15 protein-coding genes are annotated in these 17,080 nt (G+C 73.0%); 7 read left to right on the top strand and 8 right to left on the bottom strand.

The window, feature by feature from the left end; translation table 11 throughout:
- Positions 1 to 3: 3 nt before the first annotated feature.
- Together Nocox_RS32790 and Nocox_RS32785 are read right to left on the bottom strand one after the other, a co-directional pair.
- Positions 4 to 924: a diacylglycerol/lipid kinase family protein gene (locus tag Nocox_RS32790; RefSeq protein WP_020542035.1), complete on the bottom strand. Its 921-nt coding sequence runs from the start codon at positions 922 to 924 to the stop codon at positions 4 to 6.
- Between the two features lie 99 nt (positions 925 to 1,023).
- The gene (locus Nocox_RS32785) at positions 1,024 to 2,139 is read right to left on the bottom strand and encodes an acyltransferase family protein (RefSeq protein ID WP_020542036.1); all 1,116 of its coding nucleotides are present in this window, start codon (positions 2,137 to 2,139) and stop codon (positions 1,024 to 1,026) included.
- 91 nt (positions 2,140 to 2,230) lie between these two features.
- Between Nocox_RS32785 and Nocox_RS32780 the strand changes: the two genes are divergently transcribed.
- From Nocox_RS32780 to Nocox_RS32760, 5 genes are all read left to right on the top strand, one after another.
- Complete coding sequence (locus Nocox_RS32780; protein WP_246649636.1) at positions 2,231 to 3,442, top strand: carboxylate-amine ligase; 1,212 nt, start codon at positions 2,231 to 2,233, stop codon at positions 3,440 to 3,442.
- Positions 3,443 to 3,462: 20 nt separating this feature from the next.
- Positions 3,463 to 5,250 (top strand): N-acetylglutaminylglutamine amidotransferase, encoded by a 1,788-nt coding sequence (locus Nocox_RS32775; protein WP_020542037.1) that lies wholly within the window; start codon positions 3,463 to 3,465, stop codon positions 5,248 to 5,250.
- Between the two features lie 8 nt (positions 5,251 to 5,258).
- A complete protein-coding gene (locus Nocox_RS32770) occupies positions 5,259 to 7,100 on the top strand; it encodes a S9 family peptidase (RefSeq protein ID WP_020542038.1) in 1,842 nt (613 codons plus the stop codon).
- Between the two features lie 72 nt (positions 7,101 to 7,172).
- The gene (gene ctaD, locus Nocox_RS32765; RefSeq protein ID WP_020542039.1) at positions 7,173 to 8,879 is read left to right on the top strand and encodes an aa3-type cytochrome oxidase subunit I; all 1,707 of its coding nucleotides are present in this window, start codon (positions 7,173 to 7,175) and stop codon (positions 8,877 to 8,879) included.
- Positions 8,876 to 9,202, top strand: coding sequence for a DUF3040 domain-containing protein (locus Nocox_RS32760; protein ID WP_020542040.1), 327 nt, complete (start codon positions 8,876 to 8,878; stop codon positions 9,200 to 9,202). The genes ctaD and Nocox_RS32760 overlap by 4 nt, the downstream gene beginning before the upstream one ends.
- Here Nocox_RS32760 and Nocox_RS32755 read toward each other — a convergent pair.
- The 5 genes from Nocox_RS32755 to Nocox_RS32735 form a co-directional block, all read right to left on the bottom strand.
- Positions 9,130 to 10,305: an acyl-CoA dehydrogenase family protein gene (locus Nocox_RS32755; protein ID WP_026214103.1), complete on the bottom strand. Its 1,176-nt coding sequence runs from the start codon at positions 10,303 to 10,305 to the stop codon at positions 9,130 to 9,132. The genes Nocox_RS32760 and Nocox_RS32755 overlap by 73 nt on opposite strands.
- 16 nt (positions 10,306 to 10,321) lie before the next feature.
- On the bottom strand, positions 10,322 to 10,549 hold the full coding sequence (locus Nocox_RS32750; protein ID WP_020542042.1) for a hypothetical protein: 228 nt from the start codon (positions 10,547 to 10,549) through the stop codon (positions 10,322 to 10,324).
- Positions 10,550 to 10,558: 9 nt separating this feature from the next.
- A complete protein-coding gene (locus Nocox_RS32745; protein WP_020542043.1) occupies positions 10,559 to 11,128 on the bottom strand; it encodes a DUF5709 domain-containing protein in 570 nt (189 codons plus the stop codon).
- A gap of 121 nt (positions 11,129 to 11,249) precedes the next feature.
- Positions 11,250 to 13,511, bottom strand: a complete 2,262-nt coding sequence (locus Nocox_RS32740) for a catalase (protein WP_020542044.1) — start codon at positions 13,509 to 13,511, stop codon at positions 11,250 to 11,252.
- A 113-nt stretch (positions 13,512 to 13,624) separates the two neighbouring features.
- The gene (locus tag Nocox_RS32735) at positions 13,625 to 14,509 is read right to left on the bottom strand and encodes a diacylglycerol/lipid kinase family protein (protein ID WP_020542045.1); all 885 of its coding nucleotides are present in this window, start codon (positions 14,507 to 14,509) and stop codon (positions 13,625 to 13,627) included.
- Between the two features lie 102 nt (positions 14,510 to 14,611).
- On the opposite strand from Nocox_RS32735, the gene Nocox_RS32730 reads away from it, so the two are divergent.
- A complete protein-coding gene (locus Nocox_RS32730; protein ID WP_020542046.1) occupies positions 14,612 to 15,343 on the top strand; it encodes a phosphatase PAP2 family protein in 732 nt (243 codons plus the stop codon).
- A gap of 12 nt (positions 15,344 to 15,355) precedes the next feature.
- Here Nocox_RS32730 and Nocox_RS43415 read toward each other — a convergent pair whose 3' ends face one another.
- Positions 15,356 to 15,529 (bottom strand): hypothetical protein, encoded by a 174-nt coding sequence (locus Nocox_RS43415; protein WP_020542047.1) that lies wholly within the window; start codon positions 15,527 to 15,529, stop codon positions 15,356 to 15,358.
- A gap of 49 nt (positions 15,530 to 15,578) precedes the next feature.
- On the opposite strand from Nocox_RS43415, the gene Nocox_RS44265 reads away from it, so the two are divergent.
- On the top strand, positions 15,579 to 16,022 hold the full coding sequence (locus tag Nocox_RS44265; protein ID WP_425517806.1) for a phosphatase PAP2 family protein: 444 nt from the start codon (positions 15,579 to 15,581) through the stop codon (positions 16,020 to 16,022).
- Positions 16,023 to 17,080 lie beyond the last annotated feature (1,058 nt).

The following is a 17,080-nucleotide window of genomic DNA, read 5'->3' as shown; positions in this document are numbered from 1 at the left end:
GGGCTAGGGGCGGGGCGCCACGACCCGCCAGGCGGCCGGGCGTACGGTCCAGGAGCGGCGCGGAGCGGGCGGGCACAGCTCGCCGTCGGCGTTGGCGGGCACCGGCTCGCCCTCGACCACGATCGCGCGTCCCCGGAACGTCGCCACGTCGTCCCGCTCGGGATGCCGGCCGAGCCGCAGCAGCACCCCGTACGCCAGCCGCCCCCACGGCGAGACCGCGTAGGAGACGACCACGTCGGCGAGGCCGTCGTCGGGCCGCGCGCCGGGGGCCAAGGGGGTGCCGCCACCGATCGAGACGCCGTTGCCGACCCCCACCATGAGGACGCGCCGCCGCCCGTCGGCGACCTGCCGGCCGTCCACGTGGACCCGGAGCCGCCAGCCCTTGCTGCGCACGCCCGCGAGCAGCGCGCCGGCGGCGTAGGCGGCCCGGCGCAGGAACGGCTTGAGCGGCGTCGCCTGCCGGCTGGCCTCCGCGCCGACCCCGACGTGCACGGCGTTGAGCACGATCCCGCCGCTCCCGTCATCTCCGTGGTCCCCCTCGGGTCCGGTCTCGATGAGGAGGTCCAGCGGGCGGGGCGTGCCGTCCAGGACGACCCGCGCGGCCTCGGCCGGGTCCAGCGGGATGCCGAGGGTGCGGGCCAGGTCGTTGCCGGTGCCCATCGGGATCAGGCCCACCGGGCGGCGCTCCAGCTCGCCGCGGGCCAGCAGCGCCGCCACCACCCGGTGCAGGGTGCCGTCGCCGCCGAGCACGACGGGCTCGCGGTCCGGGTGCTCGGCGAGTGCCCGGTCCAGGTCGTCCGGCCGTTCCAGGGGGCGGAAGACGACGTCGGCCCCGCCGCCGAGCACGCCGAGCACCGCCCGGCGGGTCGCCTCGTCGTCCCCGCCCGCGGCCGGGTTGCCCATCGCCAGCAGCCTGCGTGCCATCCCACTCCTCCCAGGGACCGCACCGGTGCCCCGCCACGGCCGGGCCAAACACGGTCAGACCGGCCGGGTCGAACCCGGCGAGCCGGGCATGGGGACGATCTAGGCGTTCTCCGGCTTGCGCAGCCGCCGTCCCAGCCGCTGCGCCGGCGCCTCGACCAGGTGGTACGTCACCCCGCTCAACGGGACGAGCACGAGGTAGTACAGCCCGAGTCCCGGCACGAGGTGCAGCAGGAGCGGGTGCAGCAGGTAGAGCGAGAAGCTGACCACGCCGAGCCAGGTCAGCCAGCGCGGGAAGGCCCGCCCGCGCAGCGCGAACGCCAGCCCGAACGCGGCGAAGGCCAGCACGAGCGCCGGCGCCCAGCCGGGGTCGTCCTTGGCGGGGATCCCGCAGCCGAGCGTGGCCGCCACGGCGACGGCCGCCGAGCGCCACGGGATCTCCCCGCGTTCGGCCCGGTAGACGGCGGTTCCGGCGAACATGGCGGCCAGGATGATCACGCCCTGCCAGGTGCCGCCCCGGCTGCCGGCGATCACGAGCGCGAGGCCGAGCAGGCCGCCCGTGACGGCGGCCGCCGTACGGGCCCGGCCGCCGGCCAGCGCGGTCACCGCGACGGCGGCCACCACGGCGAGGGCGAGCAGCGCGGCGAGCAGGTCGCCGCGGCCGATCGCGGCCCGCGGTAAGAGCAGCCCCAAGGGCACGGCGGCGACCGCCAGGGACAGGGAGATCCCCGCCGACCTGTGGGCCTGGCCGGTCGCGTAGAGGGCGACGCTGATGAGGTAGAACGCCATCTCGTACGACAGCGTCCAGGTCACGGACACGACGGCGGGCAGGTTGAGCAGTTCCTGGAGCATCGTCACGTTGCCGAGCGCGACGAGGGGGAGCGGTCGGGAGCCGAGCCCGGACGCGAGCGGGACCAGCCCGAGCGCGGCCAGCAGGAGCGCCGCGCAGCAGGCGGCGAGCAGGAGCGGCAGGAGGCGGAAGGCGCGGCCGGTCCAGAAGGCGCGCACGTCGCCGCGCCGCTCCAGGGAGGCGGGGATGATGTAGCCGCTCACCAGGAAGAACACGAACACCCCCCACGTGCCCAGGTCGACGCGGGCGTCGATGACGGCGTAGAGGGCGGGGACGAAGGTCCAGCCGCCGTGGTGCGCGGTGACGGCCAGCGCCGCCGGCCCCCGGAGGGCGTCCAGCCAGGCCAGCCGGGCAGGGGGCAGGGACATTCGTCGGATTCTAGGCGATGAAGGACGATGCTAAACCTGCGATTTATGGGGGAGTGTCTGCTTTTAGGGCTCGATGTCGGGGGTGATGATCGTGCCGGAGTCAGGAGAGCCGATCAAAGTGGGAGTGGAGGAGGAGTTCCACGTCGTGGATCTGCGGACCCGTCACCTGGCGGCCCGGTCCGGACTGCTGCTGGAGGCGCTGCCCCCCGCCCGCTTCACGCACGAGCTGCAGCGCTCGATGGTGGAGTCCAACAGCCTGCCCTTCCGCGGCCTGACCGAGCTGGCGGGCGACCTGTGCGGCATGCGCGCCACGCTGGTCCGCGAGGCGGAGGCGCTCGGCCTCGGCGTCGTGGCCGCGGGCAGCCCCCAGCTCGTGGACGAGGACCAGCTCAAGATCTTCCCCGACCCCCGCTACGAGCGGATGCTCCTCGACTTCCAGGTGCTCACCCGCGAGCAGCTCATCTGCGGCATGCACGTGCACGCCGAAGTGCGCGACCGGGAGCTGGCCGTGGCCGTCGCGCACCGGCTCGCGCCGTGGCTGCCGCCGCTGCTGGCGCTCAGCGCCAGCTCCCCGTTCTGGGACGCCGCCGACACCGGCTACGCCAGCTACCGCACCCTCGTGTGGCAGCGCTGGCCCACGACCGGCCCGATGGCGTGGTACGACTCGGCCGCCGACTACCAGCGGATGATCGACGAGCTGATCAGGTCCGGGGTCGTCGCCGATCCCGGGATGATCTACTTCGACATCCGGCCCTCCTGCCACCTGCCCACGGTGGAGCTGCGCATCTGCGACTCCTGCCCGCGGCTGGCGGACGTCGTGCTGATCGCCGGGCTGTTCCGGGCGCTGGTCGCCACGGAGCTGGAGGCGGTCCGCCGGGGCGTCGAGCGCGAGGTGCACCTGGAGGCGGTGCGCGCGGCCACCTGGCAGGCGGCGCGGTCCGGCCTGGAGGGCGCGCTGGTCGACCCGGTGGAGGGGACGCCGCGCCCGGCGGCCGAGGTGATCGCGTGCCTGCTCGACCGGGCGCGCCCGCACCTCGCGGAGGCGGGCGACTGGGAGCTGGTCTCGGCGCTGGCGCGGCAGGCCCCCGCTCGGGGCAGCTCGGCGGCGCGGCAGCGAGCGGCCCACGCCCGCCGCGGACGCCTGGAGGACGTCGTGGACCTGCTGCTGTCCGAGACCCGTTCCTGCGACTGGAACCACGACCTGCACACCCCCCGGCCCGACGACCTGCCCATCCCCTGTCCCCACGACCAGCTCGACGACCAGCCTGACCATCGGGCCGAGCATCAGCGGCCGGCGGTCTGACGACAAGGAGGTTCCTCATCATGTGCGGCCTGTGCGGCGAGATCCGCTTCGACGACGAGGAGGCGGACATCGCCGCGGTGGACCGGATGGCGGAGGAGATGCACGATCGCGGGCCGGACGGCTCGGGACTGTGGTCTCAGGGCCCTGTGGCGCTGGGCCACCGCCGCCTGAAGATCATCGACCTGTCGGACAAGGCGGCCCAGCCGATGGTGGACGGCGAACTGGGGCTGGCGGTGGTGTTCAACGGCTGCCTGTACAACTACGCGGAGCTCCGTGACGAGCTGCGCCGCGACGGCTACGGCTTCTACTCCACCTCCGACACCGAGGTGCTCATGAAGGCCTACCACCGGTGGGGCCCCGCCTGCGTGGAGCGCTTCAAGGGCATGTTCGCCTTCGCCGTCGCCGAGCGCGACACCGGCCGCGTCGTGCTGGGGCGCGACCGCCTCGGCATCAAGCCGATGTACCTGGCCGAGAACGGCCGCAGGCTGCGCTTCGCCTCCTCGCTGCCCGCCCTGCTGGCGGCCGGCGACGTGGACACCACCGTCGATCCGGTGGCCCTGCACCACTACATGACCTTCCACGCCCTGGTGCCGGGCGAGCGGACGATCCTCGCCGGGGTGCGCAAGCTGCCCGCGGCGACCGTCCTCGTGGTCGAGCCGGACGGCACGAGCCGCGAGCACCGCTACTGGGACCCGCCCTACACCCGCGGCGCGCTGCCCGAGCACGCCGGGCTCGACGCCGAGGAATGGCGGCGGGCCGTCCTGGACGCGCTGCGCACGGCGGTGCGCCGCCGCATGGTGGCCGACGTGCCGGTGGGCGTGCTGCTGTCCGGCGGCCTGGACTCCAGCCTCATCGTGGCGCTGCTGGCCGAGCAGGGGCAGGAGGGGCTGGCCACGTTCAGCATCGGCTTCGAGGCCGCGGGCGGCGAGAAGGGCGACGAGTTCGCCTACTCCGACCTGGTGGCCGGGCGGTTCGGCACCGACCACCATCGCATCCGCATCCCCGACGCCCGTCTGGTCGACGGCCTGGAGCAGGCCGTGCGCGCCATGAGCGAGCCGATGGTCAGCCACGACTGCGTCGCCTTCTACCTGCTGTCGGAGGAGGTCGCCCGGCACGTCAAGGTGGTGCAGTCGGGCCAGGGCGCCGACGAGGTGTTCGCGGGCTACCGCTGGTTCCCGCCGCTGGCGGACGTGCCGCGCGAGGGGGCCGCCGACGTCTACGCCCGCGAGTTCTTCGACCGCCCGCACGGCGAGCTGGCCCGCGTCCTCGCGCCAGGACACCTGCTGGACCACGACGCGAGCGGCGCGTACGTCCGCGAGCACCTGGCGAGGCCCGGCGCCGACACCGCCCTCGACGCCGTGCTGCGCCTGGAGACCACCGCCATGCTGGTGGACGACCCGGTCAAACGGGTGGACAACATGACCATGGCGCACGGACTGGAGGCCCGCACCCCGTTCCTCGACCATGAGCTGGTCGAGCTGGCCGCGGCCTGCCCCGCCGAGCTGAAGCTGGCGCACGGCGGCAAGGGCGTGCTCAAGGACGCCGCCCGCCGCCTGCTGCCCGCGGGGGTCGTCGACCGGCCCAAGGGCTACTTCCCCGTGCCCGCCATCAGGCACGTGGACGGGCGCGTCCTGGACCTGGTGCGCGACGCGCTGACCAGCCGGGCGGCCCGCGAGCGCGGCCTCTTCCGCCCCGAGTACGTCTCCCGCCTGCTCGCCGACCCCGACGCCGACAGCACGCCGACCGGCGTGAACCCGCTCTGGCAACTCGGCCTGCTCGAACTGTGGCTGCAGGCCCACGGGGTTTGACCGGGCGGATGACGTACGACCTGGGCGGGCCGGCCCGCGTCCCCTCGCCCGCCAGCCTGACGGCCGAGAGCTGCCTGGCCCCGGCGCTGGCGCCCGACGACAGCGCCGTGGCCTACGTCAGCGACCGCGACGGCCACCCGAAGGTCTGGGTGCAGCCGCTGCGGGACGGCGCCGAGGCGTGGCCGGTGGACACCGGGCCGCAGCCGGTCATGGACGTGAGCTGGGCGCCCACGGGCGGCCACCTGGCCGTGCTGGTCGCGCCGGGCGGCGGGGAGCACACGCAGGTGGAGGCGGTCCAGACGCACGGCGGCGACCTGCGCACGCTGGCCGCCCCGCCCGGCGGCTCGGCCTCGATGGTGCGCTGGACCGGCCGAGGGGAGACGCTGCTCGTCGCCGAGACCGCCGCCGACGGCCTGACGACCGCCGTGCTGGTGGACGCCGTCACCGGCGGGCGCAGGCCGATCGCCGCCGGCCACCTGATGTGGCCCGCCTCGGTCAGCCGCGACCACTCCAGGATGCTGCTGCGGCGCGGCCCGCGCGGCGCCCGCCGCATGTACGTGGCCGACCTCGCGAACGGCGCGGAGCACCCGCTGCTGCCCGGCCTGCCCGGCACCACGGACCTCGGCGTGCTGTCGCCGGACGGCGGCACCGCCTACCTGGTCACCGACGCCGGCCGTGACCGGGCCGCGCTGCTGGCCGCCCGGCGCGGCGCGACGGCTCCCGAGCGGGTGCTGGCCGAGCGCGAGGACGCGGAGCTGGACCGGTTCGCGCTGAGCGCGGACGGCAGCCGGGCGCTGCTGGTCTGGAACCGGTACGGCCGCTCCGAGCTCGACGTCCTGGACCTCGCCAGCGGCGAGCTGCGGTCGCTGCCGCCGCCGCCCGCCGCCGTGGTCACCTCGGCCCGCATCGCCTGGCACGGCACCCTGGCCGCGCTCGCCGCCGAGAGCCCGGAGGAGCCGTCCCACGTGCTGGTGTGCGACCTCGGCACGGGCCGCTACCGGAGGGTGGCGGGCGCCGGCCCGCTGCCGGCGGCGGCCGGGGCCGAGCCGGTGCGGCTGCGGGCCCGCGACGGGCTGGAGCTGACCGCCTGGCTCTACCGGCCGCCGCACGTCACCGGGCCCGCCCCGTACGCGCTCTACCTGCACGGCGGCCCCGAGGACGAGGAGCGGCCGACCTTCAACCCGCTGTTCCAGAACCTGCTGGCGGCCGGGATCGGGGTGTTCGCCCCGAACGTGCGCGGCTCGGGCGGGCACGGCCGGGCCTTCCGCCGCGCCGACGACGGGCCGCTGCGCTTCCGCGCCATCGAGGACGTCGCCGACTGCGCGGCCGAGCTGGTCCGCCTGGGCCTGGCCGATCCCGGCCGGCTGGCCTGCACGGGCTGGTCGTACGGCGGCTACCTGACCCTGGCCGCGATGGTCGCCCATCCCGGCCTGTTCCGCGCGGGCGTGAACGTGGCCGGCATCGCCGACTTCGAGAGCTTCTACGCCCGCACCGAGCCGTGGATCGCCGAGGCCGCCGTCAGCGAGTACGGCCATCCGGAGGCCGACCGCGACCTGCTGCGCGCCCTGTCGCCGCTGCGCGCGCTCGACCGGCTGGCCGCCCCGCTCCTGCTCGTGCACGGCGCCGCCGACACCAACGTGCCGCTGTACGAGGCCGAGCAGGTCCTCGCCGCCGCCCGCGCGCTGGGCCTGCCCTGCGAGGCGCTGATCTTCGACGACGAGGGCCACGAGATCCGGCAGGTCGCGAACCGGATCAGTTTCGTGGCCAAGGTGGTCGACTGGCTCTCGCACCAGCTGCGTACGGTCGAGCACCGCCCAACCGGACGCAAGGACTTCGGTCGCGCTCAGTAATCAGGCGATTCCCGTCAGAAGCCACGGGTACCGGATGTGAGACCCGTGGCGCCCGCATGACGGAGAACACCGATGACGACGTACAAGCCTGGCGAGGAGCCGCTGACCTCACCGCCGGCGCCCGCGCGCCGCACCAAGGGCGCGAGGATCGCGGCGTGGCTGACGACCACCGACCACAAAGTGATCGGCTACCTCTACCTCATCACGTCGTTCGTCTTCTTCCTCTTTGCCGGGATCATGGCGATGATCATCCGCGCCGAGCTGGCCCAGCCGGGCGTCCAGGTGGTGAGCCTCCAGGCGTACAACCAGCTCTTCACGCTGCACGGCACGGCGATGCTGCTGCTGTTCGCCACGCCGCTGTTCGCCGGCTTCGCGAACGTGATCATGCCGCTGCAGATCGGCGCGCCGGACGTGGCCTTCCCCCGGCTGAACGCGGTCAGCTACTGGCTGTTCCTGTTCGGCGGCGTGATCGTGTTCAGCTCGATCTTCACCAACCTGGGCTCGCCCGACTTCGGCTGGACCGCGTACACGCCGCTGTCGCACGCCACCTACAGCTCCGGCATCGGCGGCGACCTGTGGGTGATGGGCCTGGCGTTGTCCGGTCTCGGCACGATCCTCGGCTCGGTGAACTTCTTCACCACCATCATCTGCATGCGGGCGCCGGGCCTGAGCATGTTCCGGATGCCGATCTTCACCTGGAACACGCTGCTGACCAGCATGATCGTGCTGATGGCGTTCCCGGTGCTGACGGGGGCGCTGCTCGCGCTGGAGGCCGACCGCAAGCTCGGCACCCACGTCTACGACCCGGAGAGCGGCGGGCCGATGCTCTGGCAGCACCTGTTCTGGTTCTTCGGGCATCCCGAGGTCTACATCATCGCGCTGCCGTTCTTCGGCATCATCACGGAGGTCATCCCGGTCTTCAGCCGCAAGCCCATCTTCGGCTACGTGGGGCTGGTGGGCGCGACCGTGGCCATCGCGGGCCTGTCGATGACGGTGTGGGCGCACCACATGTTCGCCACCGGGCAGGTGCTGCTGCCGTTCTTCTCGTTCATGTCGTTCCTCATCGCGGTGCCGACCGGCGTGAAGTTCTTCAACTGGATCGGCACCATGTGGCGGGGATATCTGACGTTCGAGACGCCGATGATGTTCGCCATCGGGTTCCTCGTCACCTTCCTGCTCGGCGGGCTGACCGGCGTCATCCTGGCCTCGCCGCCGCTCGACTTCCACCTGCACGACTCCTACTTCGTCGTCGCGCACTTCCACTACGTGGTGTTCGGGACCGTGGTGTTCGCCATGTTCGCCGGGTTCTACTTCTGGTGGCCGAAGATGACCGGCAGGATGCTCAACGACCGCATCGGCAAGTGGCACTTCTGGACGTTGTTCATCGGCTTCCACACCACGTTCCTGGTGCAGCACTGGCTCGGGGCCCTGGGCATGCCGCGCCGCTACGCCCAATACAGCGCCATCGACGGCTTCACCACGCTCAACCAGATCTCGTCCGTCGGCGCGTTCATCCTGGGCCTCTCGACGCTGCCGTTCCTCTACAACATCTGGTGGACGGCCAGGAACGCGCCGCGCGTCACCGTGGACGACCCCTGGGGGTACGGCAACTCGCTGGAGTGGGCCACCTCCTGCCCGCCGCCCCGGCACAACTTCGTCAGCATGCCGATGATCCGCTCCGAGCGGCCCGCCTTCGACATGCACCACCCGCACACCTACGGTCGCCACGACGAGGAGGAGCTGCCGGGGCCGGAGAGCGAAGCCGGCATCGAGCGGTGAGCCTGTCCGACCGCGAGCGGCGGCTGCTCGCGGAGATCGAGCAGGACCTGCGCTGCGGCGACCCCGGCTTCACCCGTCGCATCGACGAGCTGAACCACCAGGGGCCGCAGCGCTACGCCTGCCACGTGAGCAACCGCCAGCTGGTGGGCGTGCTGCTCGTCGTGGTCGCGCTGAGCATCCTGTCGGCGGTGATCCTCGTGCTGACCGGCCCCAGGAGCACGCCGCCGGGCGGCTCCGGGAGCGGCCGGGCTCACACGAAGGCGCTCAGCCCCGTCACCGCGCGGCCCACGATGAGGGTGTTGATCTCGCGGGTGCCCTCGTAGGAGTAGAGCGCCTCGGCGTCGGCGACGAAGCGGCCGATGTCGTAGTCGAGCACGATGCCGTTGCCCGCGAGCAGCTCGCGCGCCCAGCCGACGACCTCGCGCATCCGGGTCGTGCAGTACGCCTTGGCCAGCGCCGAGTGCTCGTCGCGGTAGGTGCCGGCGTCCTGGAGCTGGGCCAGCCGCGTCACCATGCCGAGCGAGGCGGTGGCGTTGCCGAGCATCCGCACCAGCAGGTCCTGCACGAGCTGGAACTTACCGATCGGCCGGCCGAACTGCTCGCGCTCCTTGGCGTAGTCGAGCGCGATCTCGTAGGCGGCCAGCATCACGCCGACCGCCTGCCAGGCCACCCCGCTGCGGGTACGGCGCAGGATGCCGGCCGTGTCGCGGAAGGAGTTGGCGCCCTCCAGCCGGTTCGCCTCGGGCACCCGGCAGCCGTCGAGCGTGATGTCGGCGTTCTGGACCGAGCGCAGCGCGATCTTGTTCTCGATCTTGGTGGCGGTGAAGCCGGGCGTGTCCTTCTCGACGACGAAGCCCTTGACGTGGCCGTCCTCCGTGTCGCGGGCCCAGACCACGACGAGGTCGGCGAAGGTGGCGTTGCCGATCCACCGCTTGGCGCCGTCCAGCACCCACGTGTCGCCCTCCCGCCGGGCCGTGGTGCGCATCCCGCCGGAGACGTCGGAGCCGCCGTCCGGCTCGGTCAGCGCGAACGCGCCGATCTGCTCCATCGCGCTCATCGCCGGCAGCCAGCGCGCCCGCTGCTCGGCCGAGCCGCAGGCGGCGATGCTGCCCATGGCGAGCCCGGTGTGCACGCCGTAGAAGGTGGCCATCGAGGCGTCGGCGTGCGCCATCTCCATGGCGAGGAAGCCGCTGAGCAGGCTGCTCGGCTTCGGCCCAGGCAGCTCCTCGAAGGCGAGCCCGGCGATCCCGAGGCCGGCGTACTCCTTCACCAGGTGGGTGGGGAACTCCGCGCGGGCCCAGTAGTCGTTGGCGATGGGCACGACCTTGTCGCGCAGGAACTCCCGCACCCGCAGCAGCGTCTCGCGCTCGTCGTCGGCCAGCAGGTCCTCGAAAGCGTAGAAGTCCCCCGTCAGCAACTCCGCCATGTCCACCCTTTCTGTCTCAGTAGGGACGGCCGGTGCCCTCGCCGGGCAGGTAGCCGCCGTCGTCGTCGGCCGTGCGGCCGGAGCCGCCGTCCGGGTCGTCCTCCTCGTCGGAGGCCACCCAGTCCACGTCCGCGCCGATGTGCTCGCCGCCGGGCAGGCCGGGCTCCGGCTCCGAGGGCGGCTTGTCCTGCTCGCGTCGTTCGTCGCGTTGCTCGCGTTCCGTGCGCGGCTTCTCGTCAGACATGTCCACTCCTCATTCGGGCTCGACCCGCATCGCGGCCTCCTCGGCGCTGTAGCCGCCCGAGTCGGGGCCGACCTCCGTGGCGATCTCGTCGGCCTCGGAGTCGCCGCGCGTCCCCTCGTCGGGCGCGACCAGCCGGCCGGCCCGGCGCGGCTCGTCCCAGACCTGGCCGGAGGGCTCCTCGGGCTGCGCCTCCCAGCCGGGGTCCACGTCGTCGTCGCGCTCGTAGCCCGTGTCCAGGTCCGCGCCCACGCCGAGGCCGCCCTCCTCGGTCACGCGCTCGACCTCGGGCGCGTCGTCCTGGTCGGTGGGCAGCCGGTCGGCCGTGGCGGACTCGGCCACGCCGAACACGGGCTGGTCCTCGGGGACCTCGCGGTCCAGGCGGCCGCTCAGCGACTCGCCCTGGATCTGCTCGTCGGCGGTGGTGCCGAAGTCGTCCACCGCCACCGGGTGGTCGGCCGGCAGCGGGGCCTCCTGCGGGTCCACCGCCCACTGCTGTTCGGGAGTGCCGTCCTGCAGGTCGGGGATGCCCTCGTCCTCGAAACGGGAGCGAGGGTCATGCTCGGGTGTGTGGTGACTCATGATTCCGCCCCTACCCATACGTCGCAAAAGGCCACTTAGCGGGCGTGATCCTCTCCGGTGCCGAGGGGGCCGGGCGCGTTCACCCGGCCCCCTCGGCCGAAGGATCAGGCTCGCGTACGGATCAGGCGGCCGCGGGGAAGCGTTCCCACACGCGGTGCGCCGCCATCAGCAGGACCACCTCGCGCAGGACCTGCTCACCGTCCTCGCCCGCGACCACGCCGGGAGCCTGCTCAGGCACGCCCGCCTGCGCGAGCACCCGCGGCGCCGCCCCCCAGCCGCCGATCGCCTTGGCGTGCCGGTACATCTCCATGACCATGAGCACCACGCGCGGGTCCACGGCCCCGTCCGGGGGGAGGTTGCCCGCCTTGGCGTCGCGCGCCCCGTAGGCGTCCTTGCCCGGCGCCGGCGCGCCCGCCAGCAGCAGGGCGTCGAACTCGACCGAGCGCGCGGTCAGGAACGTCCGCTGCACCGGCATCGTGCCCAGCATGCCGCCCTTCGGCGCGATGATCAGCGGCACCATGCCGGCGGCCAGCACGGCCTCCCGCACCGCGCCGACCGCGGCGAGGTCGCAGGAGTCGTCGGCGACGATGCCGATGATCCGCCCGCTGGCCGGCCACTCCCGGCCCACCTGCGACAGCGCGGGGCTCGGCGCCGGATCGGCCAGCGGCTCGGACGGCTCAGGCGCGGGCAGCCCCAGCCCCTGGGCGACCTCGTGGCACAGCACCGGGTCGATGTTGGCCAGCACCCGGAGCTGCCGCTCCTTCACCGCCTGCTCGTAGCACTTGCCCAGCTCGAAGGTGTAGGCGTCGATGATGTGCTCCTTCTCGACAGGAGACATGCTGCGCCAGAACAGCCGCGGCTGGCTGAAGTGGTCGGCGTAGGAGGCGGGCGCCTCGCGCACCTTCCGCCCCGCCACCTCGACCGGCACCTCGACGTAGCCGCCCTCGCCCGCGCCGGCCTGGAAGGGGCAGCCGCCGTCCAGCGAGTTCGGCCGGTACGGCGCCACCCCCCGGTGCACCGCGTCCTGGTGGAAGCCGTCCCGCAGCATGTCGTTGACCGGGGCGTGCGGCCGGTTGATCGGGATCTGCGGGAAGTTGGGCCCGCCGAGCCGGGTGAGCTGCGTGTCCAGGTAGGAGAACAGCCGGGCGGCCAGCAGCGGGTCGTCGGTGACGTCGATGCCGGGCACCAGGTGGCCGGCGTGGAAGGCGACCTGCTCGGTCTCGGCGAAGAAGTTGGAGGGGTTGCGGTTGAGCTCCATCAGGCCGATGGGCTGGACCGGCGCCAGCTCCTCCGGGACGATCTTCGTCGGGTCGAGCAGGTCGATGCCCTCGAACATCTGATCAGGGGTGTCGGGGAAGGTCTGGACGCCCAGCTCCCACTGCGGGTACGCGCCCGCCTCGATCGCGTCGGCGAGGTCGCGCCGGTGGTAGTCGGGGTCCACGCCGTTGATGATCTGTGCCTCCTCCCACGTCAGGGAGTGCACGCCGAGCTTCGGCTTCCAGTGGAACTTCACCAGCGTCGTCTCGCCCGCGGCGTTGACCAGCCGGAAGGTGTGGACGCCGAAGCCCTCCATCATCCGGTAGGAGCGGGGGATGCCGCGGTCCGACATGTTCCACAACGTGTGGTGGGTGGCCTCGGTGTGCAGGGAGACGAAGTCCCAGAACGTGTCGTGGGCGCTCTGCGCCTGCGGGATCTCCCGGTCGGGGTGCGGCTTGCCCGCGTGGATGACGTCGGGGAACTTGATGCCGTCCTGGATGAAGAACACCGGGATGTTGTTGCCGACCAGGTCGTACACGCCTTCGGTGGTGTAGAACTTGGTCGCGAAGCCGCGCGTGTCGCGTACGGTGTCGGCCGAGCCGCGCGAGCCGAGCACGGTGGAGAAACGCACGAAGACCGGCGTCTCGACCCCTTCGGCGAGGAAGGCGGCCTTCGTGATGTTCGCGGCGGTGCCATAGGAACGGAAGACGCCGTGGGCGGCCGAGCCGCGGGCGTGCACCACCCGCTCGGGGATCCGCTCGTGGTCGAAGTGCATGATCTTCTCGCGCAGGTGGAAGTCCTGCAGCAGCACCGGGCCGCGCGGGCCGGCCTTGAGCGAGTGGTCGGTGTCGGGCAGCCGCACCCCCTGGGCGCTGGTCAGGAACGCGCCGCCCTGCGCGACCGCGTCCTGCGGCGCGCCCGTCGGCTGCCCGGTGGGGGAGAAGGTGTCCGGCCCCGTCTGGTCGGGCTTCGGCGCGAGCGGCTCGCGCGGCTCGACCGGCTCCTCCAGCGAGGGCGGCTCGCTGTTCGGCACGCCGGGGATCTCGGCCTTCTCCGGGTGGCCATGGTGGGCGACGGTGTCCACGACCTTCTCGACCGCCGACTTGATCGGGTTTGACTCGCTCATAACAGAACTCCTCGGCATACGCCGTGACATAGGTGTCTTCCTGTCAGGCGTCGTCCGCTACCCAGGCCGGTCACGGCCATTCGGAGGAGTCCAGCTCAAAGCGGTGATCCCGGTCACGGCGCGGGCGGCAGGCAGATCGTGAGCGCGCCCGGAGCGGCCTTCGCCTCGATCTCCGTGACGCTGTCCCGGTCGCCGCCGTCCAACTCGTACGTCAGCGGCGACCCGAACCGCGCCGACACCTTCCGCGCCCGCGTGATCCGCACGAACGGCGACTCGTCGGAGCGCCCGGCCGCCATCCTGCCGAGCACCCGCGCCCACTGCACCGGCCCCTTGGCGGTCGAGACGCCCACGTCCAGCCAGCCGTCGTCCGGCCGGGCGTCGTCGAACGCCTCGATGCCGCCCGCGATCGTGCTCACGTTGCCCAGCAGCAGGCAGCTCGCCATGCCGTCGAACCAGGTGGTGCCGTCCACGTCGATCGTCATCGGCACCAGCGGGCCGCCGACGCCCTGGACGGCCGCCTTGACGTAGCTCAGCCTGCCGAGCCGCCGCTTGGCCGCCCCGTCGGTCGCCGCGATCATCTCCGCGTCGAACCCGGCCCCGGCCATCACGGCGAAGTGCTCGCCGTTGACCACGCCCAGGTCCAGCCGCTCGCGCCGCCCGTGGAAGCCGATCCGCACGGCCTCCTCCAGGTCGACGGGGATGCCGAGGTTGCCGGCGAACAGGTTTGCGGTGCCGGCGGGCAGGATGGCCATCGGCACCTTGGAGTCGGCGAGCGCGTCGGCGCAGCGCTGCACCATGCCGTCGCCGCCCCAGACGAACACCAGCTCGGCGCCCTTCTTCAGCGCCTTGCGCACCTTCTTGGGCGCCTTCTTGCTCTTCGGCACCTCGTACCAGAGCAGGTCGCCGACGCCTTCCTCGGTGATGAGCACCCGGAGCCGGTCCAGGCCGGCTCCCAACGTCTTCTTGCGGTGGGCGATCACCGCCACGGTGGGGGACATGCCTCTCCGACTACCCTCACCGAAGCCTGTCAGGCAGGGCATTATCGCGCGCCGGCTGGGTAGCCGTGGCGGACGCGCAGCCGAGGGGAAGGACCGGAGAACGTGAGGCGTCCACAGCTCAAAGATCCTGACCGCGGCCTGGGGCTGCGGCTGGCGCTGGCGAGTGTCGCCGTGGTGCTGATCATGGTCCCGTTCACCCTTCTCCTCGTCGTGGCCAAGATGCCGCTGAACGGCCTGGACCACCAGGTCGCGGTGAACCTGCACGCGTACGCGCTCGACCATCCCCGCATGACCACGGTGCTGATCGTCTGGACGGACGTGTTCGGGCCGTGGCCGTGGCGGATCGCGGTCGGCCTGTACGCCGCCTGGCTGCTGTACCGGGGCGCGCCCCGGCTGGCCGCGTGGGCGGTCACCACCATGGTCGTCGGCGGGCTGCTCGGGCTCGCGCTGAAGATCGTCGTGGCGCGGGCCAGGCCGCACCTCCCCGACCCGGTCGCGCTCGCGCCCGGCGAGTCGTTCCCGTCGGGGCACGCGGTCAACGTGACGCTCGGCGTGGGCGTGCTCATCCTGCTCCTGCTGCCCTCGCTGCCCCGGTGGGGGCGGCGGGTGGCGTGGGCGGCAGGCGGGTTCGTGGTGCTGTCGGTGGCGTACACGCGGGTGGCGCTCGGCGTGCACTGGGTGAGCGACGTGGTGGGCGGCATCGTGCTGGGCGCGGCGGTGATCGCCGCGACGGCGGCGGCCTTCGAGACGTGGCGGCGCAAGCAGGGGCGCAGACCGGCCTCGCCGGTGAGCGAAGGAGTGGAACCGGAATCGGTGAAGGTGACCCATGAGTGAGCACGTGAAGTACTACGCCTCGACGATCTTCTTACCGCTGGTGCTGCTGGCCGCCGTGACGTACGGGGCCGGCCGGGCGATCCTCGCCTGGCCCACCGGGGAGGCCGGGCTGAGCCGGGCGCTGGCCGCCGACCGGACCTCCGACTGGAACACCCTCACCGACTTCGGCAGCAGCCTGTCCGACACCCCCTACATCGTCGCGCTCACCGCGATCGCCGCGGTCGCGTTCCGGCTGGTGTGGAAACGCTGGCTGGAGTCGGTCTTCCTGATCGTCGCGGTGTGGAGCCAGTCACTGGTCTTCCTCGGCACCACCGAGGTCGTCGGCCGGCACCGGCCGCCTGTGGAACACCTCGACCCGGCTCCGCCCACCTCCAGCTTCCCGTCCGGGCACGTCAGCGCGGCGGTCGCGTTCTACTGCGGGCTCGCGCTCGTGCTCGCCACGCACACGCGCAGCCGGGCGCTGCAGGTGGTGATCTGGGTGCTCGGCGTCGCCGCGCCGCTGAGCGTGGCGTTCTCCCGCGTGTACCGGGGGATGCACTTCCTCAGCGACGTGGCCTGGGGACTGCTGCTCGGCGCGGTCTGCGTGGCCGTGGCGGCGCGGGCCATCCTGTTCCGGCGCACGGGTGCGGAGCGCCGCCCGGCGGTGGCCAGGACGGAGGCGTCGGTGCAGGCTTCCTGACGCCAGCGCGGCGGCCAGGCACGCGGGCGGGACGGCGGGCAGCACGTACCGGTGGTCGAAGTCGAGCGCGGCCACCGGCGCGACGAGCAGGAACATCGCGAACGCCCACGGCAGCAGCACGGCCCGCCGCCCCGGCCCGGCGGCCACGCCGAGGCCGCCGGCCAGCAGCAGCGCCGCCGACAGCGGGCCGTGCAGCCACCACGGGTACGGGTAGGCGGCCAGGACCGACGCGTACGGCTCGACGGACGACATCCCGCGGAGGTCCTGGTCGTACTCGGCGCGGACCTTCCCGATGAGCGGGTGCTCCTCGGGCAGCGGCCACGACCCGACCGGAAAGGTCACCGCGGGCACCACCCGCTTCGGATGCGCGACCGGCTCCCAGGTGAAGGCCAGCGAGGTGTCCCTGACCACCTCCCGCAGGTAGTCGAGCGGCTGGGCGGCGATCGCGGCCAGCGCGAACGAGCGGGCCGCGTCGTTGTGCGAGAAGCGGTCGCCGGGCAGGCGGTTGAGCGCGGAGCCCGGGGCCCAGACGTACTCGGAGGCGGCGTCCACGACGGTGCCGTTCGGGCAGAGCGGGGCCAGGCCGGGCGGCGGTTTGATCACCGAGCAGTCGGCGAACGTCATCGTGCGCGCCCACAGTGCCACCCCGTCCGAGCCGCTCAGGCCGAACCTGCCGTGGTGCTGGGCGTACCAGCCGGCGTAGGCCAGCAGCGGCAGGCCGCCCGCGAGCGCCAGCGCGACGACCCGCCGCCAGGGCGTGCGGCGCAGCAGCAGCCAGAGCGCGGCCAGGCCGAGCAGCGGCACGGCGGCGGTGCGGGTCAGCCCGGCCAGGGCGAGCAGCAGGCCCGCCGCGGCGGCGGCCCTGACGGAGATCTCCCCGGGCCGCCACATGAGGGCCAGCAGCGCGGCCGTCACCAGGAAGATCACCTGGAGGTCGGACAGCACCGCGTGCTCCAGGCGGACGAACGCCGGGGCGAACAGGACGGGCACGGTGGCCAGCGTCGCCCCCCAGCCGGGCAGCGAGCGCCGGCGCAGCAGGACGTACATCATCACCGCGA

This window comes from Nonomuraea coxensis DSM 45129 (assembly GCF_019397265.1).
Taxonomy (GTDB): Bacteria; Actinomycetota; Actinomycetes; order Streptosporangiales; family Streptosporangiaceae; genus Nonomuraea; species Nonomuraea coxensis.
The sequence above is the reverse complement of the archived record's forward strand: the minus strand, read 5'-3'. Positions and strand labels throughout refer to the sequence as shown.